At 58.3% G+C, this 23,882-nt stretch carries 13 protein-coding genes; 8 read left to right on the forward strand and 5 right to left on the reverse strand.

The genetic code is table 11. The features are described 5' to 3' along the window. Positions 1-53: 53 nt before the first annotated feature. The 4 genes from RQI55_RS14800 to RQI55_RS14815 all read left to right on the forward strand — a co-directional run bounded on the left by RQI55_RS14800 (position 54) and on the right by RQI55_RS14815 (position 4,043). Entirely contained in the window at positions 54-944 is an 891-nt protein-coding gene (locus tag RQI55_RS14800; protein WP_243258077.1) for an NAD(P)-dependent oxidoreductase, read from the forward strand. Positions 945-1,129: 185 nt separating this feature from the next. Next, positions 1,130-2,563, forward strand: a complete 1,434-nt coding sequence (locus tag RQI55_RS14805) for an aldehyde dehydrogenase family protein (protein WP_192065285.1) — start codon at positions 1,130-1,132, stop codon at positions 2,561-2,563. Positions 2,564-2,661: 98 nt separating this feature from the next. Further along, entirely contained in the window at positions 2,662-3,639 is a 978-nt protein-coding gene (locus RQI55_RS14810) for a threonine/serine dehydratase (protein ID WP_243258079.1), read from the forward strand. A gap of 260 nt (positions 3,640-3,899) precedes the next feature. Further along, the gene (locus RQI55_RS14815; RefSeq protein ID WP_042615568.1) at positions 3,900-4,043 is read left to right on the forward strand and encodes a hypothetical protein; all 144 of its coding nucleotides are present in this window, start codon (positions 3,900-3,902) and stop codon (positions 4,041-4,043) included. Positions 4,044-4,058: 15 nt separating this feature from the next. On the opposite strand, the gene RQI55_RS14820 is transcribed toward RQI55_RS14815, so the two are convergent. Beyond that, positions 4,059-5,237, reverse strand: a complete 1,179-nt coding sequence (locus RQI55_RS14820) for a M20 aminoacylase family protein (RefSeq protein ID WP_243258080.1) — start codon at positions 5,235-5,237, stop codon at positions 4,059-4,061. A 560-nt stretch (positions 5,238-5,797) separates the two neighbouring features. Here RQI55_RS14820 and RQI55_RS14825 point away from each other — a divergent pair. Continuing rightward, positions 5,798-14,290, forward strand: coding sequence for a GH36-type glycosyl hydrolase domain-containing protein (locus tag RQI55_RS14825; RefSeq protein ID WP_311273129.1), 8,493 nt, complete (start codon positions 5,798-5,800; stop codon positions 14,288-14,290). An 88-nt stretch (positions 14,291-14,378) separates the two neighbouring features. Here the strand turns inward: RQI55_RS14825 and RQI55_RS14830 are convergent, their stop codons facing one another. Further along, positions 14,379-15,038, reverse strand: a complete 660-nt coding sequence (locus RQI55_RS14830; RefSeq protein ID WP_243258082.1) for a YggS family pyridoxal phosphate-dependent enzyme — start codon at positions 15,036-15,038, stop codon at positions 14,379-14,381. 194 nt (positions 15,039-15,232) lie between these two features. On the opposite strand from RQI55_RS14830, the gene leuS reads away from it, so the two are divergent. From leuS to holA, 3 genes are read left to right on the forward strand one after another with little or no spacing between them, the layout of a single operon-like run. Next, positions 15,233-17,863 (forward strand): leucine--tRNA ligase, encoded by a 2,631-nt coding sequence (gene leuS, locus RQI55_RS14835; RefSeq protein ID WP_243258083.1) that lies wholly within the window; start codon positions 15,233-15,235, stop codon positions 17,861-17,863. After that, a complete protein-coding gene (locus RQI55_RS14840; RefSeq protein ID WP_236727858.1) occupies positions 17,853-18,401 on the forward strand; it encodes a hypothetical protein in 549 nt (182 codons plus the stop codon). Before leuS ends, RQI55_RS14840 begins: the two co-directional genes overlap by 11 nt. A gap of 8 nt (positions 18,402-18,409) precedes the next feature. Continuing rightward, positions 18,410-19,447, forward strand: a complete 1,038-nt coding sequence (gene holA / locus RQI55_RS14845) for a DNA polymerase III subunit delta (protein WP_243258084.1) — start codon at positions 18,410-18,412, stop codon at positions 19,445-19,447. Between the two features lie 88 nt (positions 19,448-19,535). Here holA and fdxA read toward each other — a convergent pair whose 3' ends face one another. The 3 genes from fdxA to RQI55_RS14860 form a co-directional block, all read right to left on the reverse strand. Then, a complete protein-coding gene (fdxA, locus tag RQI55_RS14850) occupies positions 19,536-19,874 on the reverse strand; it encodes a ferredoxin FdxA (protein ID WP_042615693.1) in 339 nt (112 codons plus the stop codon). A gap of 201 nt (positions 19,875-20,075) precedes the next feature. Then, complete coding sequence (locus RQI55_RS14855; protein WP_243258085.1) at positions 20,076-20,492, reverse strand: RNA-binding S4 domain-containing protein; 417 nt, start codon at positions 20,490-20,492, stop codon at positions 20,076-20,078. 101 nt (positions 20,493-20,593) lie between these two features. Continuing rightward, positions 20,594-23,692 carry a helicase-related protein gene (locus RQI55_RS14860; RefSeq protein WP_243258086.1) on the reverse strand — a complete coding sequence of 1,033 codons (3,099 nt, stop codon included), beginning with the start codon at positions 23,690-23,692 and terminating at the stop codon, positions 20,594-20,596. Positions 23,693-23,882 lie beyond the last annotated feature (190 nt).

The following is a 23,882-nucleotide window of genomic DNA, read 5'->3' on the forward strand; positions in this document are numbered from 1 at the left end:
CCCTTTCGGCGGCAACCAAAATGTGCACACTGGCGGCCCGGAGGAAAACCGACATGGATCAAAAAACTAACCCCGTCATCGCCTTCATCGGCACCGGACTGATGGGCGGCCCGATGGCCAACAATTTGCTCAAGGCTGGCTTCAGCGTCAGGGTCTGGAACCGCAGCATCGAGAAAGCGCAGGCGCTGGTCGCCGAGGGCGCAGTTCTGGCATCTTCACCGGCGGATGCCGCAAAAGGTGCCGATATCGTCATCACCATGTTGAGTGATGGCAACGCGGTCGGCGACATGCTGTTTAACGCAGGCATTGCCGCGGCGCTCCAAAAGAATGCTGTTGTGATCGACAGCAGCTCGATTGCTCCCCCAATTGCACGCGAACACTCAAAGCAGCTTGAAGCGCTCGGCATCCGCCATATCGATGCGCCCGTATCGGGTGGTGTCGTCGGGGCAAAGGCAGGGACACTTGCGATCATGGCTGGCGGCGATGAAGCCGTTATTTCAGGGCTCTCACACGTCTTTGCCGCCATGGGCAGATTGACCTATGTCGGCCCGTCTGGTGCGGGGCAACTCTGCAAACTGGCCAACCAGCAGATCGTCGCCATCACCATTGGTGCCGTCGCGGAAGCCATGATGCTGGTGGAAGCGGGTGGAGCCTCGCGTGAGGGATTTCGCAACGCCATTCGCGGCGGTTTCGCGGAAAGCCGGATTCTGGAGCTGCATGGCGAGCGCATGGTCAAACGTGATTTCGTGCCGGGAGGACCATCCAAGTTTCAGCTGAAAGATCTCAACGGCGTGCTGGCCACGGCGAAAGACCTGTCGCTGGAACTGCCGTTGACGCAGCAGGTGACGCAGGCATTCGATGAATTCGTGAATGATGGCGGCGCCGATATCGACCATAGCGGAATTCTTCTTCACTTGGAGAAGCTGAACAATCGACAACACTAGCGATCCGAACAGAATTAACCGGCGGCCAGTCATATGGTGACTTTTATCCAGTCATATTATGACGTAAGGTAACCGAGATTTTTAGCAGCATCGCAAGGTGCGGCGGCATCTTCCATGGTGTCAAAGGTCAATCACAAAGCAGCGGCGCACATGGGTGCGGCCCCTGTTTGCAAAGGAGCATGTTCATGACAATCCATCAGAACCTTATCAACGGCGAGTGGGTCGGATCCGACGGGTCTAAAAACATCAATCCATCTGACACCAACGAAGTCGTCGGTGTTTATGCGCAAGCCGGTGCAGAAGAAGCAAAGCAGGCCATCGCCGCAGCCAAGGCCGCATTTCCCGCATGGTCGCGTTCGGGCATTCTGGAACGTCACGCAATCCTGAAAAAGACCGCCGACGAAATCCTCGCGCGCAAGGAAGAACTCGGCGCTTTGCTGGCACGCGAAGAAGGCAAGGTTCTTGCTGAAGGCATTGGTGAAACCATCCGCGCCGCCCAGATCTTCGACTTTTTCGCCGGTGAAGCCCTGCGCCTTGCGGGCGAAGTCATTCCGTCGGCCCGTCCCAATATCGGCGTCGAAGTCACCCGCGAGCCGCTCGGCGTTATCGGCATCATCACTCCTTGGAACTTCCCGATTGCCATTCCCGCCTGGAAAATTGCTCCCGCCCTTTGCTATGGCAACACCATCGTCTTCAAGCCTGCCGATCTGGTACCGGGCTGCGCATGGGCCATCGTTGATATTCTGCACCGCGCGGGTCTGCCAAAGGGCGTCCTGAACCTCGTCATGGGTCGTGGCTCTGTCGTTGGTCAGGCCATGCTCGACAGCCCGCATCTGGCTGGCATCACCTTTACCGGCTCCACTGGCACAGGCCAGCGCGTTGCGGCATCGTCCCTGCCCTTCAACCGCAAGTTCCAGCTGGAAATGGGCGGCAAGAACCCCTTCGTCGTTCTGGATGATGCAGATCTGGATGTCGCTGTCGAAGCCGCTGCCAATTCCGGCTTCTACTCCACCGGACAGCGCTGCACCGCGTCTTCGCGCCTCATTGTTACAGAAGGCATTCACGACAAGTTCGTCGCAGCCCTGACCGAGCGTCTAAAGAAAATCAATGTCGGCAACGCGCTGGACAAGAACACCCATGTTGGTCCAGTCGTTGACGAAAAGCAGTTGAAGCAGGACACCGATTACATCGAAATCGGCAAGCAGGAAGGCGCAAAGCTTGCCTTCGGCGGCGAACTCGTCAAGTGCGAAACACCCGGCTTCTTCCTCCAGCCAGCGCTGTTTACCGAAGCGACAAACAGCATGCGCATTTCCCAGGAAGAAATCTTCGGGCCTGTCGTCGCTGTCATCCGCGTCAAGAACTATGACGAGGCTCTTGCTGCCGCCAACGACACGCCATTCGGTCTGTCTTCCGGCATCGCCACGACAAGCCTCAAGCACGCAACGCACTTCAAGCGCAATGCCGAAGCCGGCATGGTGATGGTCAACCTGCCGACCGCGGGCGTTGATTTCCACGTTCCTTTTGGTGGTCGCAAGGCATCGTCCTTCGGCCCACGCGAGCAGGGAAAATATGCCAGCGAGTTCTTCACAACGGTGAAGACAGCTTATACGCTGGCTTGAAACAAACCTTTGCTACAAGTCCTCGGCGTCGCCGGGGACTTTCTCGGCCAAGACGAGACCGCTTGAGCGGGGCCGAATGACATGCCGATGAGGATAGCGTGACAGACATTGCGATGATTGAAGCGGCCCGCCAGCGCATTGGCGATGAAGCAAGCCGCACACCCTTTTTATCATCGCCCTTTCTGGATGACATCGCCGGTCGAAAGATTTTCGTGAAGGCCGAATGCTTGCAACGGACAGGCTCTTTCAAATTTCGTGGTGGCTGGTCGGCGGTATCGGCCCTCACGCCAGATGTGCGCAAGCGGGGCGTGATCGCCTTTTCATCCGGCAATCATGCGCAAGGGGTCGCACTCGCGGCTGCATTGCACGGCGTGCCCTCCGTCATCATCATGCCGCAGGATGCACCGAAGATCAAAATTGACAATACACGAGCTTACGGAGCCGAAGTCGTTCTGTTCGACCGCGCCAAGGACGACCGCGACGCCATCGGCACAAAACTCGCAGAAGAACGCGGCCTGACCCTGATCAAGCCTTTTGACGAGCCTCTGGTCATTGCAGGTCAGGGAACCGTCGGGCTCGAAATTGCCGAGCAGGGGCGCGAGCATGGCATCGAGACAGCCGACGTGCTTGTTCCCTGCGGCGGTGGTGGCCTGACATCCGGCATCGCGCTGGCACTGGAAGCAAAGGCGCCGCGCTACACCGTCAGGACCTGCGAGCCTGAAAAATTCGACGATGTGGCCCGCTCTCTGGCTTCGGGAAAGATCGAACGCAACGAAGCCCTATCGGGTTCGATCTGCGACGCCATCATCACACCCCAACCGGGCAGCATCACCTTTCCAATCATGACCGGGCGTTGCGGCAAGGGAATGGCCGTGACCGAAGACGAAGCACTCAGAGCCATGGTGCTCGCCTTTCTGCGATTGAAGGTCGTGATCGAACCCGGCGGTGCCGTCGCACTGGCAGCCGCCCTTTTTCGAGGCGATGAGATCGACGCAGACACGGTCATTGCCGTCGCATCCGGTGGCAATGTCGATCCAGCCGTCATGGCTGCAGCACTCGCGCGCTTTGCGGACTGACGAAACAACGCGCCTCTGGCCACACTCACTGCAACATTACGTCCATCAGGGCATCCATTGAACCGGACGCCCTGTTCCACGTTATGTCCTGGCAATTGGCAGTTCGTCACGAGTTTGGAGGCTTGTGACGATAGGTATTTTTTACAATTGCCTCGACATACGAAAATCTGTCTCTGCAAAGACTGCCCGGATTAACGATAGACTAAGTCATAGCCTGAACACTTGCCGCTTCGGCCAAATGTTATCCAAGGGAGGGTTCGATGTCTTATTCCAAAGCCGGAAAGATCAAAGATTTCACGCCGTCGCCTGCATCCGTATGGAGCTGGAAGTCCGCCGTTCACGCCGTCATCGCTGGCCTGTGCTTCGCTTTCGTCGCTGCCGTCATCTGCGGGGTCATAGGCTGATCCCCGCGGCGGCCCTTACCGGCTTTTCAAATAATCTTCAGCCAGTTCAACCCAGAACGCGGTGCCGATCGGCAATACGTCGTCATTGAAATCGTACTTTGGATGATGCAGCGGAGGGTCGTTCTCGGTGCGCTTCGTTCCGAGGAAGAAATAAGCCCCCGGCCTCTCCTCAAGCATATAGCCAAAGTCTTCCGCACCCATGCTGGGGCGCGCCATCTCCGCAACATTCTGCGCACCTGCAAAGCGGGTTGCGAGATCCGCGATATAGGCCGTTTCCGCTGCGTGGTTGACGGTGGGATTATAACCCCGCTGATAATCCAGCGTCACGCTCATGCCATAGCTCGCGGCCTGCCCTTCAGCGATCAGCCTGATCCGTTTCTCCAGCTCGTCGCGGGCAGATGGGTCGAATGAGCGGATCGTCAGCAGCATTTCGGCGGTTTCAGGAATGACATTGCTGGCGACACCGGCGTGAAACGCCCCGACCGTCACCACGGTTGGTGTCATGGGGTGAATGTTGCGAGACGAAATCGTCTGAAGCGCCATGATGATGCTGGCACCGGCAACGATTGGGTCAAGAGCACTTTGCGGCTCCGCGCCATGGCCGCCAAAACCGTTGACCGTGATCTTGCATTCATCCACCGCGGCCATGATCGGCCCATCCCGAAGCACGAATTGCCCGAATGGCAGGGCAGGCTCATTGTGAAGCGCAAACACCGCATCGCAGGGGAAACGCTCGAAAAGCCCGTCCTCGATCATCATCCTCGCGCCGCCGAAGTTTTCTTCCGCAGGCTGGAAGATGAGATGCAGCGTACCATCGAAATTGCGGCGCTCGGCAATGATCTTCGCCGCCCCCAGCAGCATTGCCGTGTGCCCGTCATGGCCGCAGGCATGCATCACGCCCGGATTGAGGCTGGCATAGTCCGCCCCCGTCTCCTCAAGGATCGGCAGTGCATCGAAATCAGCGCGAATGCCCACGGAGCGTCCGCTCGTGCCGTTGCGCAGGCTGGCCACGACGCCGGTGCCCGCAAGGCCGCGTGTGACGTCATAGCCCATCTCAGAAAGCCTCTGGGCAACGAAATCCGAGGTCTGGAATTCCGACAGGCCAATTTCAGGATTGCGATGCAGATGATGGCGGATCGCCATGACATCAGGCATGTGGTTGGCAACGGTATCGGCATTTTTAAACTGGGTCATTTCGAAGTCCGGCAATGGGGTGACAGGCATTTTATCCATGCGGCTGCCTAGCACAAAATCCGATGCGAGGTAAGGCTGGGCAGGGCAAACACAATCCACCATGCGCCGCTGATCTGGCCTCTTGCACAGAAGTGAAACCGGTGGCATGGAACAGATCGTGCATGAAATCATTCCATTAAACGTCGCCCTTCTGCCGTGCAGAAAGACGTAGACATCAGGGGTTTTTCATGGCGAGATAGAACACGATCGGCATGAGGTGTTTTTCGCTTGGGGGAGTATGCGAAATTGAATCATGAAGAGGGTGCGCGGTCTCGCGCAAAACCCGTTTGCGCCTCCCAAGCAATTGATTTGCTTCAACCTGGTGCACACCCATGCCCAAAATTGCCATGATAATGTGTCGCAATACGTCACGCAAACATCGCCGCTGGTTCGCGATGGTTCAGCATAGGTTCAGGATCAGCGAGAAATAAAGCGTCCAAACTGTTTCAATCTTCAAGAGCAATCTGAAACAAGTCCGGTTAGATCGACCAGCCCCTCACAGAGTGCAGAATACGAGCCCGATGTCATTTCATATTACCCCGACCGCCGCCGCCCGTGATTCAGAAGCAAAGCAGATCGATCACAATGATTCGATACGCTCCGTTTACTTCACAATCGAAGAGTTAAGGGATATTGGAGCCGAACTCTCCAGATCCGGGGCGGATAGCCTTCCCGGCTTCATGGAGTTCGATTTCTTCGCGCGCCATCGTGAAAACGAAAAGGAAATCCTGCGCGTCTATCGCACGACGGCTGTCGACGCCGAAAATGGCGCGACGATCACGCCTGCTGCCGAATGGCTTCTGGACAATCACTATGTGATTGAAGAGGCCATTCAGGAGGTCCGTCGCGACTTCCCGCGCAAGTTCTACCGCCAGCTGCCGACGGTCAGAATCGGCAATGTCGAGATACCCCGGGTTATGGCGCTGGCATGGCTCTATGTCGCCCATACGCACAGCACGATCTCACGCGAGAGCATGACGGCACTGGTTGAGGGCTACCAGACGTCGAAGACACTCCAGATCGGTGAACTCTGGGCGCTGCCATCCATCCTGCGCTTTGTGCTGATTGAAAACCTGCGCCGCATTTCGATCCGCGTCGAGCGTTCGCGCCGCATGCGCCAGCGCGCCAATGAGGTCGTCGACGAGATCATCCGCCTCAACGATGCCGACGCGTCCGAAGCGCTTCTGAAGCAGAATGACGGCCTTGTAGACGACCCCACATTCTCGACCCAGTTCCTCTACCGCCTGCGCAACGGTTCGCAGACCTCGGGTTCTGCGCTGAACTGGCTGGAAGAGCGTCTTCGCAGCGCCGGAACCGATGCCGAAAACATCATGATGGCGGAGCATAACCGCCTCGCCTCCGGCAATGTGACGATGGGCAATATCGTCCGAAGCCTGCGTGAAATCGATGATACGGAATGGTCGGTCTGGTTCGAGGAAGTCAGCCATATCGACAAGGTTCTGCGTGAGCAGACCGACTATAACACTCTGGATTTCGGATCGCGCAACACCTACCGCAACACGATCGAACTTCTGGCGCGCCGTTCGCCCCAGTCGGAAATCGAGGTGGCGCAGTCCGCCATCGACATGGTGACGGAAACCACCGCGTCCGATCAGGTCCACCCACATGCCCCCAATGTCGGCAGCTTCCTGATCGGCCAGCGCCGGCAGGAGCTGGAAGACCGGATTGGCTACAACCCGCTGGTTTCGCAGCGCATTGTGCGTTTCATGCGCAAGTTCAACTGGCTTTCGGTTGCCGTGCCCGTGATGGTGCTGACAGCTCTTGCCATGGCTGCGGTTGGCTGGTTCCTCGCTGATGCCGGCATGCCGTGGTATGTCGTGAGCGCATTCCTTCTGATGTTCGCATTGCCAGCCTCCGAAGGCGCAACCGGCCTGTTCAACACGGTCGTGACCTTCTTCGTCAAACCATTCCGTCTGGTTGGCTACGAGTTCAAGGAAGGCATCCCGCAGGACGCCCGCACCCTGCTGGCCGTTCCCTGCATGCTGACCAGCCGCGACAGCGTGGACGAAATGGTCCGCAACATCGAGGTGCATTATCTCGCCAACCCGCATGGCGAAATCTATTTCGCGCTGATCAGCGACTGGCGCGATGCCAAGTTCGAACAGACGCCTGAAGACATCGAAATTCTAGAATATGCCAAGCGCGAAGTCGAAGCACTGAGCGCCCGCTACGCATTTGACGGCAAGAAGCGGTTTTTCCTCCTCCACCGCCGCCGCCTCTACAATCCGGCGGAAGATTGCTGGATGGGTTGGGAGCGCAAGCGCGGCAAGCTGCATGAACTGAACATGCTGCTGCGTGGCGACAAGGATACGACCTTCCTCAACGGTGCCAACATGGTGCCTGACAACGTCAAATACGTCATGACGCTGGATGCCGATACCCGCCTGATGCGCGACGCCGTCACCAAGCTCGTCGGCAAGATGCACCACCCGATCAACCGTCCGGTCCACGACCCTGTTACCGGCCGCGTGATCCACGGTTACGGTCTGCTCCAGCCGCGCGTTACACCGTCGCTCACCACCGGCAAGGACGCATCCGTCTTCCAGCGCGTCTTCTCCATCAATCGCGGTATCGACCCTTACGTCTTCACCGTATCGGACGTTTACCAGGACCTGACCTCCGAAGGCACTTTCACAGGCAAGGGCCTTTATGACGTTGACGCGTTCGAAACGGCGCTCAAGGGCCGTATCGAAGAAAACGCCGTCTTGTCCCATGACCTTCTGGAAGGCTCGTTCGCGCGCTGCGCACTGGTCACAGACGTTGAACTCGTCGAAGACTTTCCAACGCGTTATGAGGTCGAAGTCTCGCGTCAGCACCGCTGGGCGCGTGGCGACTGGCAGCTCCTGCCTTACATCATGGACCCCAAGCGCGGCGTAACCGCCATTGGTCGCTGGAAGATGATCGACAACCTGCGTCGCTCGCTGACACCGGTTGCATGGTTCGTCGCATCCGTTCTCGGCTGGTACTTCATGGGCCCGCTGGGTGCGCTGATCTGGCAAATTCTGCTGATCTTCTCGCTTTTCGTCGCCCCGACCCTGTCGCTGATTTCGGGCCTTGTTCCGCGCTCCACCGACATTGTGCCTCAGGCCCATTTCCACACGCTCTGGTCGGAAGTGCGGGCAACCAATGCACAGGTCGCATTGCGGATCGTCTTCATTGCCGACAGTGCCTGCCTGATGGCAGATGCTATCGTCCGTTCCCTCTACCGCCTGTTGGTCAGCGGCAAGCTGATGCTGGAATGGCGCACCGCCGCCAGCATTCAATCCAGCGCGCAGGGCAGCATCTTCGATTATTATCGCCAGATGTGGCACGCCCCCGTGGTCGCGCTGCTCGGTCTGATCTTTGCAGGTCTTCCCGGCGACAACGCGTTTCTGGTCGGCCTACCCTTCGCCCTGCTGTGGATCTTCTCGCCGGTCGTTGCCTGGTACGTTAGCCAGTCTGCCGAGACCGAAGATCGCCTGTTCGTCTCGGAACATGTTTCCAGCGAGCTGCGCAAGATTGCACGCCGGACATGGCGCTACTACGAAGCCTTTGTAACATCCTCTGAGAACTATCTGCCGCCTGATAACTATCAGGAAACACCTGAGCCTCTGGTTGCCAGCCGTACATCGCCGACCAATATCGGCGTCTATCTGCTGTCTGTGATTTCGGCGCGTCAGTTCGGCTGGATCAGCTTCTCGGAAACCGTCGAGCGGATGGAAAAAACCATCGAGACGGTTGAGAAGATGGACAAATATCGCGGCCATCTGTTCAACTGGTATCATAATGATACCTTGCAGACGCTTGGACCACGCTACGTTTCCGCTGTCGACAGCGGTAACCTCGCCGGTCACCTGATCGCCATCTCCTCTGCCTGCCGCCAGTGGGCGGAAGCGCCATCGGCTCATCTTCAGGGCAATCTCGACGGCATCGGCGACGTTGCAGGCATCCTGCGCGAAACGCTGAAGGAACTGCCTGATGATCGCAAGAACCTTCGTCCGCTGCACCGCCGTCTGGAAGAGCGTATCATCGGCTTCTCTGCGGCTTTGGCCTCCGTCAAGCGCGAGCACGAGTTTGCCTCGATCCGCGTCATCAATCTCGCCGTTCTGGCGCGCGATATCCAGAAGCTGGCGTCCAATCTCGATCTCGAAGTCAAATCCGGGCAGAGTGCGGAAGTCACCCGCTGGGCACAGTCGCTGGTGGATTGCTGCGAAGCGCATATTTCCGACAGCGCGTTTGATCTCTCCACCATCGATCCATTGCGTGAACGTTTGATTTCGCTGTGCGAACGCAGCCGGGATCTCGCCTTCTCGATGGATTTTGCCTTCCTCTACCGCAAGGATCGCCGCCTGCTTTCCATCGGCTACCGCGTGGACAGCCAGGAACTCGACGAAGCTTGCTACGACCTTCTGGCGTCTGAATGCCGCCTGACCAGTCTCTTTGCCATCGCCAAGGGCGATCTGCCAACGGAGCACTGGTACCGCCTGGGACGTCAGGTGGTGCCAATCGGCGCGCAGGGCGCATTGGTATCCTGGTCTGGCTCAATGTTCGAATATCTGATGCCGCCGCTCGTGATGCAGGAGCGTCATGGCGGCATTCTGAACCAGACGAACAATCTGATCGTCAAAGAGCAGATCAACCATGGTCGCCGTCTTGGCACCCCATGGGGCATCTCCGAGGCCGCCTTCAACGCCCGCGACCACAACATGAACTACCAATATACCAACTTCGGCGTGCCCACTTTGGGCCTGAAGCGTGGTCTTGGTCAGAACGCAGTTATCGCCCCTTACGCGTCGATCCTGGCATCGCAGTACGATCCCGAGGGCGCCCTTGAAAACCTCGACAAGCTGCGTGCGCTAGGCGCGCTCGGCAAATACGGCTTCCATGATGCCGTGGACTTTACCCCCACCCGCGTGCCGGATGGCAAGGTTTGCGCCGTCGTTTACAACTACTATGCGCACCACCATGGCATGTCGATTGCAGCCGTTGCCAACGTGGTGATGGACGGCATCCTGCGCGAACTCTTCCACGCCGATCCTGTCATCGAAGCCGCAGAATTGCTTCTTCAGGAAAAGGCGCCGCGCGAAGTGCCCGTCATGAGCGCGAAATACGAGCCGGAAACGCCCGGCAAGGAACAGGCCGATCTGCTGCGTGCGGAAGTCCGCACCATCGCTGATCCTGCGCTGCGCGACCGCGAAGTCGTGTTCCTCTCCAACGGTCACTACTCCACCATGCTGACCGCCACGGGCGCTGGCTATTCCAGATGGAATGGCGTGTCGATCTCGCGCTGGAAGGCAGACCCGACTGAAGACCGCTGGGGCACATTCCTGTTCCTGCGCGATACCGTTTCTGGCGACTGGTGGAGTGCCACGGCAGAACCACGCGTCGCAGCGGGGGAAAAGACCAAGACGGTCTTCACGGACGACAAGGCAGAATTCCACAAGACCGTTGGCGATCTGCAGAGTGTGGTCGAGTGCATCGTCGCGACAGAGCACGATGCTGAAGGCCGCCGCGTGACACTTCTCAATGTCGGTTCGGAAGATCGCTACATTGAGGTCACCTCTTATCTGGAACCTGTCATCGCCAATGATGACGATGACAACGCCCATCCGCTGTTCTCGCGCATGTTCGTGCAGACGGAAATCGGCAAGCGTGGTGATGTCATTCGTGCTTGGCGCAACAAGCGCAGCCCGAGCGAACCCGGCACTGTGATCGCGCATCTGGCGGCAGACAATGCCGGCCCAGCACGCCCGACGGAGTTCGAAACGGATCGTGCCAAGTTCTTGGGCCGTGGCCGTTCGCTCGGCGAAGCCGCCGCGTTCGATCCGGGCGCAACGCTTTCGGGAATGGACGGCTTTACGCTCGATCCAATCCTGTCGCTGCGCCGCGTCGTGCGCGTTCCAGCAGGTAAGAAGGTCAGCGTGATCTTCTGGACCATCGCCGCACCAAGCCGCGAAGACGTCGACAAGGCGATTGATCGCTACCGCCACCCGGATGCCTTTGCGCACGAACTGGTCCACGCCTGGACCCGCACGCAGGTGCAGATGCGCCATGTGGGCGTAACATCGCAGCAGGCAGCGGCCTTCCAACATCTGGCCCGCTACCTTGTCTATCCTGACATGCACCTTCGCGCTGATGCCGATACGCTGAAGACCGGTCTTGCCTCGCAGCGTTCGCTGTGGCCGCTGGCCATTTCGGGCGATTTCCCGATCTTCAGCCTTCGCATCAACGACGATATGGACATGGATATCGCCCGCGAAGCCTTGAGTGCGCATGAATATCTGCGCACACGCGGCGTCATTTTCGATCTCGTTATCGTCAATGAGCGTGCAGCCTCCTACGCTCAGGATATGCAGCATGCGCTCGACTTCATCTCCGAAGCGCAGCGCCGCATCAATCCGGCAGATGGCGGACGTCCGCACGTCTTCTCCGTTCGTCGTGACCTCATCGATGAGCAAACATGGTCCGCCCTGCTCGCCGCCTCGCGTGTTGTCCTTCACGTTCGCAACGGCAAGATCGTTGATCAGGTCAACCGCGCTGTTTCTCTCTTTGCAGCCACTCGCGGTCCCGAAGGCAGCGAATCGGCGCAGGCTCGCCTGCCGGCACCGGCCTTCCAGCACGGTGAGCCGGTCGAGGATGCCAATGATCTGGACTTCTGGAACGGCTTTGGCGGTTTCACGAAGGCTGGCGATGAATATGTCGTTCGTCTGCATGGTGGTCAGGCCACGCCGCAGCCATGGATCAACGTCATCTCGAATGAGCGTTTCGGCTTCCATATCTCGGCAGAAGGCGCCGGGTTTACCTGGAGCCGCAACTCGCGCGACTACCAGCTGACGCCATGGAGCAACGATCCAGTCGTCAACCGTCCCGGTGAAGCGATCTACGTTGCCGATGTCGAGAGTGGCAAAATTCACTCGCCATTCGCGGCCCTGTCGCGCAATCCCGAGGCGGTCTTCGAAACCCGCCACGGGCTTGGCTACTCGGTTATGCGCAGCGTCGATGACGGGCTCGATATCGAAGTCACGCAGACCGTGGATCGTGAACGGCCAGTCAAGCTTTCCCGCCTGACCGTCCGCAACGTCGGCACGCAGAACCGTCGCCTCAAGACCTACGGCTATGTAGAATGGGTGCTGGGCAACAACACCCAGAAATCAGCGCCGTTCATTCTGAGCACGCATGATGAGGAAACGGGCGCGCTGTTCGCATCAAACCCGTACAGCATCGATTACAGCGCCCGCACTTCGTTCCTAGCTCTTCAGGAACAGGCAACCAGCTTCACAACCAGCAAGCGGGAATTCATCGGTCGCTACGGATCGGTCCATGCCCCGCAGGCCATCCTGTCCGGCGCAGCCCTCTCCGGCAGCGTTGAGCTTGATGGCGCGCCTTGTGCCGCTGTCATGCAGGAAATCCACCTAAAGCCCGGCGAAGAACGGCATATCCTGTTCTATCTGGGTGATACGGATACGTCTGAAGAAGCCCGTGCTTTCGTGAAAGATATCCGCAACGCGGATTTCGATGCTGTCCTTGCCGAAAACAAGGCGTTCTGGAACGGCTTTACAGGCCAGTTGCAGGTCGAGACACCGGATGCTGGCTTCAACCACATGGTCAACAGCTGGCTGCCTTACCAGGCACTGGCATGCCGTATCATGGCCCGCACGGCCTTCTATCAGTCGAGCGGTGCGTTCGGTTTCCGAGATCAGCTGCAAGATACGCTGGCCTTCCTGCTCTACCAGCCAGCACTGGCCCGCGAGCAGATCCTGCGCGCAGCCGGTCGCCAGTTTGCGGAAGGTGACGTACAGCACTGGTGGCTGCCACTGACGGGAGCGGGCGTTCGCACGACCATCTCCGACGACGTGGTCTGGCTTGCCTATGCGACCCACCAGTACATCGTGGCGACGGGCGACAAGGCCATTCTTGAGCAGAACATTCCGTTCCTCAAGGGTCCCGCTCTGACACCCGGACAGCATGATGCGTTCTTCCAGCCGGAAACGAGCGACACATCGGCAAGCCTCTATGAGCATGCCGCATTGGCACTCGACCTTGCCATTCAGCGCACGGGCGAAAACGGCCTGCCGCTGATCCTCGGTGGAGACTGGAACGACGGCATGAACCGGGTTGGCGTTGCGGGCAAGGGCACCAGCGTCTGGCTCGGCTGGTTCCTCGCCGGAACCCTGCGCGACTTCATCGACATCGCTGAGGAACGCCGTGATCTCGACCGTGTCGAGGCATGGAAGACCCACCGCGACAAGCTGCGTGCAGCGCTCGAAACCGCAGGATGGGATGGCGAATACTACCGTCGCGGCTACTTTGATGATGGCACCCCGCTCGGCTCCATCACCAGCGAGGAATGCCGCATTGATTCGCTCGGCCAGAGCTGGAGTGTTCTGTCTGGCGAAGGTGAAGAGCAGCGCTCGACACAGGCCATGGATGCCGTGATGCGGGAGCTTGTCGATGAAGAAACGGGCATCATCCGCCTCTTCACGCCTCCCTTCTCCCGCTCGCCGCAGGACCCGGGCTATATCAAGGCCTATCCGCCAGGTGTGCGCGAAAACGGCGGCCAATATACCCATGCCGCCACCTGGGTGGTGATGGCGCTGGCAAAGCTTGGTCGCAGCGAGGATGCATGGAAGTGCTTCTCCATGCTCAACCCGGTCAACCACGCGCTGGACCGCTCATCGTCCGAGACATACCGTGTCGAGCCTTACGTGGTCACTGCGGATGTCTATGGCGCGGGCGCCTATGCCGGCCGTGGTGGCTGGAGCTGGTACACAGGTTCTGCTGGCTGGCTCTATCGTGCGGCTGTCGAGGGCATTCTCGGCATCACCCGCATCGATGGCAAACTGCACATCACGCCATCTCTGCCAGAAAGCTGGAATGGCTTCTCGGCAAAGATCACACTGGACGGCAAGGTGCGGGAAGTCGCCATCAAGCGCGCTGAAGGTTCGTCGGATGTCGAGGTTTCGGTGGATGGCAAGCCCGTCACATCAACGGACAAGCTGATCGCCTTCGATTGATAGCAGGGGCTTGCGCCCATTACCACGCAACAAAAAGCCACGGCATCTCATCGATGCCGTGGCTTTTTACATTAAGGGGTAGAAGGTTTCAGCGCGTGCCGAAGATCGCCGATCCGACCCGCACGCTTGTCGCGCCGAATTCAATGGCCGTTTCGAAATCACCCGACATGCCCATGGACAGTTTTTCCACGCCGCATTCTTTTGCCAGCTTTGCCAACAGCGCAAAATGTGGTCCGGGGTATTCCTCCGCAGGCGGAATGCACATCAGGCCTTCGACATCAAGCTTCAGCTCATCCCGGCACATGGCAACGAACGCCACGGTCTCACGCGGATCGATGCCGGCCTTTTGTGGCTCCATGCCGGTATTCACCTGCACGTAAAAACGAAGCGCTTTGCCCTGCTTGTTGCACTCATCCGCAAGAGCACGGGCAATTTTCTCGCGATCCACGGTTTCAATGACATCAAACAGCGCAACGGCATCGGCAGCCTTGTTGGATTGCAGAGGACCGATGAGATGCAGCTCGATACCGCCGGTTTTTTCCCTCAGCGCAGGCCACTTGCCTTGCGCTTCCTGAACCCGGTTTTCGCCGAAAATGCGCTGGCCACAATCGATCACCAGCTGGATTGTATCCGCCTCGAAGGTTTTCGAAACGGCCACAAGCGCCACGCTGCCAGCCTCACGGTCAGCTTTCTCGGCAACTGTCGCAATTCGCTGCGTGATGTCTTCAAGACGCGCTTCGATTTCCATATCAGACCTTCGCTTAAATACAGGGATAGGGTTTCAGTAGCGACCGCAAGCCTTGATGCCAAGCACCATTGTCACCATTTGAACGCTGTAAACCAACATTGCGCCCATCCAAAGCCCTGCCAAACTTGACGCCTAGGCTATTTCATGGTGAAGGTCAGCGCAAATTTTCCCCTTGATACCCGGATTTCAGAAGTATGGCCATCGAACGTTATAATCCTCGCGACGCCGAGCCGCGCTGGCAGCAAAAATGGAACGAAGACAATGTCTTCGTGACAGACAACAGCGACACGCGCGAGAAATATTACGTCCTTGAGATGTTTCCATATCCATCGGGCCGTATCCACATGGGCCATGTTCGCAACTATGCGATGGGCGATGTCGTTGCACGCTACAAGCGCGCACGCGGTTACAACGTTCTTCACCCCATGGGCTGGGACGCATTCGGCATGCCCGCGGAAAACGCCGCCATGCAGAACAAGGTCCACCCCAAGGACTGGACCTACCAGAACATTGCCACCATGCGCGGCCAGCTGAAATCCATGGGTCTGTCTTTGGACTGGACCCGCGAATTCGCCACCTGCGATGTGGAATATTACAGCAAGCAGCAGGCGCTGTTCATCGATTTCATGGAAAAGGGCCTTGTTTACCGCAAGCAGTCCAAGGTCAACTGGGATCCTGTCGATCACACCGTTCTGGCCAATGAGCAGGTCATCGATGGACGCGGCTGGCGCTCTGGCGCTCTGGTCGAACAGCGCGAATTGACACAGTGGTTCTTCCGCATCACCGATTTCAGCCAGGATTTGCTGGACGAGTTGGACCAACTGGATCAGTGGCCGGAAAAAGTCCGCCTGATGCAGAAGAACTGGATTGGCAAGTCGGAAGGCCTGTCCTTGCGCTGGCAGACCGTGGCCTCCACCGCCCCTGCCGGTTTTGACGACATTACCGTTTACACCACGCGCCCCGACACATTGTTTGGCGCGTCGTTCCTGGCCATCGCAGCGGACCATCCGCTGGCCAGAACGCTGTCTGAAACCAGCACCGAGATTGCCGAGTTCTGCGATGAGTGCCGCCGTCAGGGCACGTCTCTGGCTGCCTTGGAAACCGCTGATAAACGCGGCTTCAATACCGGCGTCAAGGTCGTTCATCCCCTCGACCCAACGATCGAAATACCGGTTTATATCGCCAATTTCGTGCTGATGGATTACGGCACAGGCGCCATCTTCGGCTGCCCGTCCGGCGACCAGCGCGATCTGGATTTCGCACGCAAATATGATCTGCCTGTCGTTCCTGTCGTGATGCCGGAAGGCGAGAACGCTGAAACCTTTGCCATCGGCGACACCGCATTCGTTGATGACGGCGTCATGATCAATTCGCAGTTCCTGAACGGAATGACGACGACTGGCGCTTTTGAGGCTGTCGTTGCAAAGCTCTCGGCACATATGCTGGGCGATGCGCCTCAGGCTGAACGCAAGGTCAACTTCCGCCTGCGCGACTGGGGCATTTCCCGTCAGCGTTATTGGGGCTGCCCGATCCCGGTCATCCATTGCGAAGTCTGCGGCGTTGTTCCTGTTCCCAAGAAGGACCTGCCGGTCAAGCTGCCCGACGACGTGACGTTTGATGTGCCAGGCAATCCGCTGGATCGCCACCCCACCTGGCGCCATGTTTCCTGCCCGCAATGCGGTCATGCCGCGCGCCGGGAAACCGACACGATGGATACATTCGTCGATTCCAGCTGGTATTTCACCCGCTTCACGGCCCCTTGGGAAGAAAACCCGACAGATCCAAAGGTGGCCAGTCACTGGCTGCCGGTCGATCAGTATATTGGCGGCATCGAGCACGCGATCCTGCATCTGCTTTACTCGCGCTTCTTCACCCGCGCCATGAAGGCAACCGGCCATGTGGACGTGAAGGAGCCCTTCAAGGGGCTGTTTACGCAGGGCATGGTCGTGCATGAAACATACCGTCTTGGCGAAGGTCAGAACGGTCAGTGGGTCGTGCCTGCCGATATCCGCATTGAGGAAACAGACGGCAAACGCCGCGCCTTCCTGCTGTCAGGCGGTGACGAAGTTCAGATCGGCTCGATTGAAAAAATGTCGAAGTCGAAGAAGAACGTTGTCGATCCCGACGATATAATTGCGTCTTACGGTGCTGATACCGCCCGCTTCTTCGTTCTGTCGGACAGCCCGCCGGACCGTGACGTGATCTGGTCTGAGGCCGGTGTTGAGGGGGCGCATCGTTTCGTCCAGCGCGTCTGGCGCATCATCGGTGAGGCGGCGGAAGAATTGAAATTCGTCAAGCCAGCACCTGCCACGCAGGGCGAAGGCCTGAACGTTTCCAAGGCTGCCCACAAGACGCTCAAAGCCGTGCAGGACGATCTGGACAAGCTTGCCTTCAACAAGGCGATTGCCCGCATCTACGAACTGGTCAACACGCTGGCCGGTCCATTTGCAGAGGTGGCCGCTGGTGGCAAATCTGAGGATATGAAGGCCGCTGCCCGCGATGCGGCCGAAATTCTCGTGCGCCTGATCGCACCGATGACACCGCATCTGGCCGAAGAATGCTGGACGGCGCTGGGCAATGAAGGCCTTGTCGCGCAAAGCCCATGGCCGGTCTTCGTCCCCGCACTCATTGAGGAAAATGAGGTGGTGATGCCCGTCCAGATCAATGGGAAGAAGCGTGGCGAATTGACAATCGCGCGCGATGCGGATCAAGATGCCGTGCGCGCAGCCGTGCTTGAACTGGACGCCGTCAAGGCAGCTCTTTCAGGTGCTGCGCCCAAGAAGATCATTGTGGTTCCACAAAGGATTGTGAACATTGTTGTTTGATGCCTATTCCCGATGGGGCCGCATAGCCGCCGCAATATCCGTCACTGTGTGCGCTGGTCTGCTGGCTGGATGTCAGGTGCGTCCGCTTTACAGCGAAGCTTCCGGCACGCGCCAGAAGCTGCAAACCGTCGAATTTGCGGATGCGGGTGACCGCGTCACGCAAGAAGTGCGCAATCACCTCGTCTTCCTGGCCTATGGCGGAGCCGGTGCCCCGACCAGCAAGGAATACGACGTCAAGATCACGGTCAAATCAAGCGCGACATCCACGGAAGTGACTGACGATACCAGCCTTTCGGTGAGCAAGAACAACTATGACGGCCCCTTCCCCGGTCGCGTGAGCATGACCGGCAAATACGTGCTGACGCGCGTGTCTGATGGCCAGGTTCTGCGCGCGGCGACGCGCACCGTCACCGCCATGCTTGATCTGCCCCAGCAGGAATTCGCCAAGATCCGCGCCATTCGTGATGGTGAAAACCGTGCAGCAAGAGAGCTTGCCGAAATTATCCAGACGGATATTGCCGCCACGCTCAGCCGCTGAGAGCGATCATGACGGAAATCAAGTCGCATGAATTCGAACGCTTCGCCGAGAAACCGGCGGAGCGTTTTCGCGTTTTCGTTCTCTATGGTCCAGATCGTGGCCTTGTCTCGGAACGCGCTTCGCTCATCGCATCCAAGACCGGCATAGACCCCAACGATGCCTTTGCATCCCTGAAATTGACGGCAACGGATCTCCACGGCGATCCCGGACGGCTTCTGGATGAAGTCAATTCCATCGGCCTGTTCGGCGGCGAAAAGCTGATTTGGGTCAAAGGTGCCGCCAATGAAAAGGCGCTTGTCGATGCCTTGCAGGTTCTCTCTGATAACCCACCTGAAGCAAGCTTCCTGATTATTGAGGCTGGTGACCTCAAGAAGGGCACAGGCCTTCGCAAGATTGCAGAACCCTCCCGCTCTATCGCGGCCATTCCCTGCTATGCGGACGATGCCCGCGCCTTGAATGCCCTGATCGATCAGGAGCTTTCCACCGAACACTTGCGCATTTCCCCAGCCGCCCGTCAAAGACTGGCGGAATCGCTGGGTGGAGACCGCATTGCCTCGCGCAACGAGGTGCGCAAGCTGGCGCTGTATTGCCGCGGACATGATGTCATCGAGGAAGACGACGTGCTGGCCATCATTGGCGATGCCAGCACGGTTTCGGCAGACGACGCAGTCGATGCCATCCTGAAGGGGGATCGCAACGCCTTCTTCCACGCCACCCAGAAAATCATCGCATCCAAGACGCCGATCTTTCTGGTGCTGCAGGGCTGTCTTCGCCAGTTCCAGCTGCTGGACCAGATGCGGGCGGAAATGGATGACAAGAAGCAGCAGGCAGGCCAGGTCATGCTGACACTCGGGCGCGGCATTCACTTCCGCCGCAAGCCCGTCATCGAACGCGCGCTGCGCACGTGGCAGCCAGCAGCGATTGCGCGCGAGATGAACCGATTACAGTCTGCCATCCTCCAAAGCCGTCAGCGGCAAAGCCTGGAGGAAAGCGTGGCATTGCTGACCTTGCTCTCCACCACACTTCAGTCCGGGCGCGGACAATAGCCACAAGCGCAACAAAAAGCCTCCGCAGCTACTGCTCGGAGGCTTTTTGTTTTAGAACTAATCCAGAGGATCACAGCGTAGGGTGTGCTTAGTCGCCCTTACCCGGCTCTGCCGAGAAGTAGAGATCGAGCTTTCCTGAAACGCCATCCATTTCCTTGGCTTCAGGCATAGGATCGCGCTTGACGGTAATGTTGGGCCAGATGGCAGCATATTCGGCATTCAACGTCAGCCACTTGTCCAGACCCGGCTCCGTGTCTGGCTTGATGGCCTCTGCGGGACATTCAGGTTCGCACACACCACAGTCGATGCATTCGTCGGGATTGATCGCCAGAAAATTCTCGCCCTCATAAAAACAGTCGACGGGGCAGACTTCGACGCAGTCGGTATACTTGCAGCGAATGCAGTTATCGGTCACGACATACGTCATGATGGACTCCAGATATGCAGGCCGGGCCACAGGGCTTGAGAAACAAGCCTTTGCCCGGATTTCAGACAGGGCATTTTGGCATGTGAGGTAATGCCTTTGTGACAAGATAGCAAGGACAAACGGTTTCAAAAAAGGGGCTGATCTGGGTCATTTATTCCAGCTGCGCTGGTGGCCTCACCTCTGCGCGGCCCATCGGCACCGCTATTCGAAGCCTTCGCCGCTGTCTGAAATGAACTTGTCGAGCGCACGGCGCTCCTTCTTCGTCGGCCGTCCGCTGCCAGGTTCGCGCATGGCCTGTTCCAGAGGGGTGAAGCGATCGCTGGGCACTGGAGGTGGTGTCTGGTCATCATAGAGGAGCTTGGCCTCCTCGTACGGTCCGCGCCGCTCACCCGATGCCAGCACCACGAGAATGCGGGTTGACCGTTCGAAAGAAAGTTCGAGCCTGTCGCCGGTCTTTAAAAGATGGCTGGACTGGCGAATGGGGTTGCCATTGATGCGAACATTGCCCGATTGAATATAGCTCTGTGCGAGCGATCTGGATTTGATCATACGGGCAAAGAACAGCCATTTATCGAGACGCTGACGGCCTGCATCATGTGGCTGCTGCTTCTCACCCATCACGTATTTCCAGGAAAAATGCGGCCCGCTTTTCCGTCCGCACATGCGTTCAAACAAGACGGTAAAAGCCCTCTGCTTTCGATAAAGCAGAGGGCTTCCTGTTACTTCTTCAACTGGTCTTTCAAAGCAGCAAGCTTTGCGAAAGGCGAATCCGGATCAAGCGGCTTTTCCTTGCGCGGTGGCTTGGCTTCGAAACGCTGCTGACCCTGTGGCTTGCCACCACGGTCGTTGCGATCTGGCCGGTCCTTGCGCTCGCCACGATCTGGGCGATCAGAGCGATTGTTGTTGTTGTTGCGGTCTGGACGACCACCGTCGCGCTTGCGGTCGCCTTCGCGCTTGCGATCACCGTCTGGGGCGGCATTGCCACGTGGCTGAGACTTGCGGTCTTCGCCACCTTCAGCACGGCGCTCACCCTGTCCACGATTGCCGGGACGACGGTTGTCGCTGCGCTGGGTGTCGTTGCGACCGCCTGGACGCCACAGCAGAACTGGCTTCGGCTCTGCAACTTCGGCCGGTACAGCTTCAGCAGCTTCAGCCGCTGGTTCCTGCGCAGCCTCTGTCACCGTCTCAGATGCTTCCGCAGTCGATGGTTTCTCTTCCGCTGTCACTTCGGCAGGCGCCTCTGCAACGGCTTCAGCGACAGGCGCCTCTTCCGAAGATGTCTCGGCATCGGCATCATCATGCTGTGCAGGCTCTTCAGCCACAGCAGCCGGTGTCTCGGTCTTTACAGCGTCGTTTGTCTGTCCGCCAAGGAAAGCGGCAGCATCTTCAGCGCTGACCTGATCGGCACGGTAGCCGAGGCCCTTCAAGATTTCTTCCATATCGTCGAGCGTAGCGCCGAGAATGGAAAGCATCGCGGTGGTCGTTGTAAAACGACGACCGTCATAAGCGCCTTCAGGGCGTGGCTGCGCACCCGGCTTCCACTGCAACAGCGGACGGATGAGATCGGCCAAACGCTCCAGAATGTCGATGCGAACAGCCCGCTTTCCGAGGAAGCGGAAGCCCGCAAGCTTGTAGAACATACGCTCGAAGCTTGGTTCCGTTACGACAGATGTCCGGCCCGCGGCGAGAACAGGAATAAGATCGCCGTAACCTGGCTTTCCAAGACCGTCATTCTTCAGAGCCCAGAGCAGCGTCACCAGCTCAGCAGGTGCTGGCTTCAATAATGCTGGCAAAAACACGTGGTAAGCGCCAAAGCGGATGCCATAGCGGCGCATGGAAGCGCGCGCATCCTGATCCAGCGTCTTAACTTCTTCGGTTACGTCACGACGGAACAGAACGCCGAGGTTTTCCACGAGCTGGAAGGCCAGACCCTTGGCAAGACCCTGCAAATCTTCTGCGCGAGAGATATCATCGAGAGGCTTGAGCACCGTCGCGATCTGATGGTTCACGAAACGCTCGATGCGTGCAACGGCGTGATCACGCGCATTGCCGCTCAGCTGCTCATCCGCCAGCATGATGACACGCGGCTTCATGATATTGTCGCCAGCTGCCAGACGAGCGACAGGCTCACCCAACCAGCGGACAAGGCCGTCGGCGCTTAACGCGAGGTCGCTGTTGCCGCTGGCATGCAGGCGCGCAGCACGCGCCTCATATTCCAGCGCAAGCGCCTTCTGCGCTGCGCCTTGCACAGCCTTGGCATCTGGCCCTTCAGCTCCGGCAACCGGTGTAAACCGGAAACCCGCCAATTGGCCGACATGATGTCCTTCAACAAAGACATCACCATTCACACTGATTTCAGCTTCAAGCATCGCATTCTCTCTTAGGCGCCTCATGAGCACAGATGTCCTGCGATCAACAAAGCGTTTCGTCAACCTTTCATGTAAAGCATCGGACAATCGATCTTCGATTTCCCGAGTCTTTTCTTGCCAGTGTGTCGGATCGGCAAGCCATCCTGGGCGGTTTGATACATACGTCCATGTTCTGATCTGCGCAATCCTTGCAGATAGCGTATCGATCTCTCCGTCGGTGCGGTCCGCCCGCCGCACCTGTTCGGCCATGAAATCCTCATTAACGGTTCCGCGTTTGACGAGGTCGAAATAGAGTGTCGAAATCAAGTCGGCATGCTGTGCTGGCGCGATGCGGCGGAAATCCGGCAAAGCACAGGCTTCCCACAGCTTCTCCACACGCGCAGCGTTCGTCGTTATGTCAACGATTTCTGGGTAACGCGCAAGGTGTTCCAGCGCTTGTTGATCAATTGCAGGTAGCGCTCGCGTCAAACCCTGCACGGTTGGTGCTGCATCAAGGCTCGCCCGCAACCTGGAAATCGACGCAAAATCGAAATTTGTCGTGCGCCATTGCAGCACCTTGACGGCATCAAACTGGTGTGATTCGACCCGGTGCACCAGTTCATCGTCGAATGGATCGACCTGACCCGTCACGCCGAAGGTGCCATCGCGAAGGTGGCGACCAGCGCGTCCGGCAATCTGGCCCATTTCGCCCGCATTCAGATTGCGGAACTGGTAGCCATCGAATTTGCGATCCTGCGCGAAAGCAACATGGTCAACATCGAGGTTAAGGCCCATGCCGATCGCATCGGTCGCAACCAGATATTCCACATCACCGGATTGATAGAGCCCGACCTGCGCGTTGCGTGTGCGTGGAGACAGCGCGCCCAGCACAACAGCCGCACCGCCGCGCTGACGCCGCACAAGCTCTGCAATAGCGTAGACTTCATCGGCGGAAAACGCGACGATGGCGGTGCGTTGCGGCAGACGGGTGATTTTCTTCTGGCCCGCATAAAAAAGCTGCGAAAGCCGGGGACGCTCCACCATGACGATGCCCGGCAGCAACTTTTCAAGAATCGGCCGCATGGTGCCGGCACCGAGCAGCAGGGTCTGCTCGCGTCCACGCAAATGCAGAATGCGGTCGGTAAAGATATGTCCCCGCTCGAGATCGCCGGCAAGCTGCACTTCATCGATGGCCACGAAGGCCGCCGTGGTCTCACGCGGCATGGCTTCAACGGTGCAGACGGAATAGGCCGCTTTGGGCGGGGTGATTTTTTCTTCGCCGGTGATTAGCGCCACATTGGGCGCACCGACCTTTTCCACCAGCCGTGTATAGACCTCTCGGGCAAGCAGCCGCAGCGGCAGGCCAATGACGCCACTTCCATAGGCGACCATGCGCTCGATGGCGTAATGCGTCTTGCCGGTATTTGTCGGTCCAAGAACGGCCGTAACACCGCGGCCGCTCAAGATCATGGGGCGAGAATTCAACGTATTATCCGTAAGCTCGACTGAACTGCTATTTTAGAACCATTCGGAAACGTTCCGTCCGCCTCTTCTCTTCCACACATGGCAATGGTGGAGGTCAAAGGCAAGGAGGCTTTTCATGAAAGGCGGATTTGCAGGGATTTTAACCTATACTCTGCCGTTTAGACCATGTCGCGGA

This window comes from Rhizobium sp. WCS2018Hpa-16, assembly GCF_031843705.1.
Classification (GTDB): domain Bacteria; phylum Pseudomonadota; class Alphaproteobacteria; order Rhizobiales; family Rhizobiaceae; genus Agrobacterium; species Agrobacterium tumefaciens_C.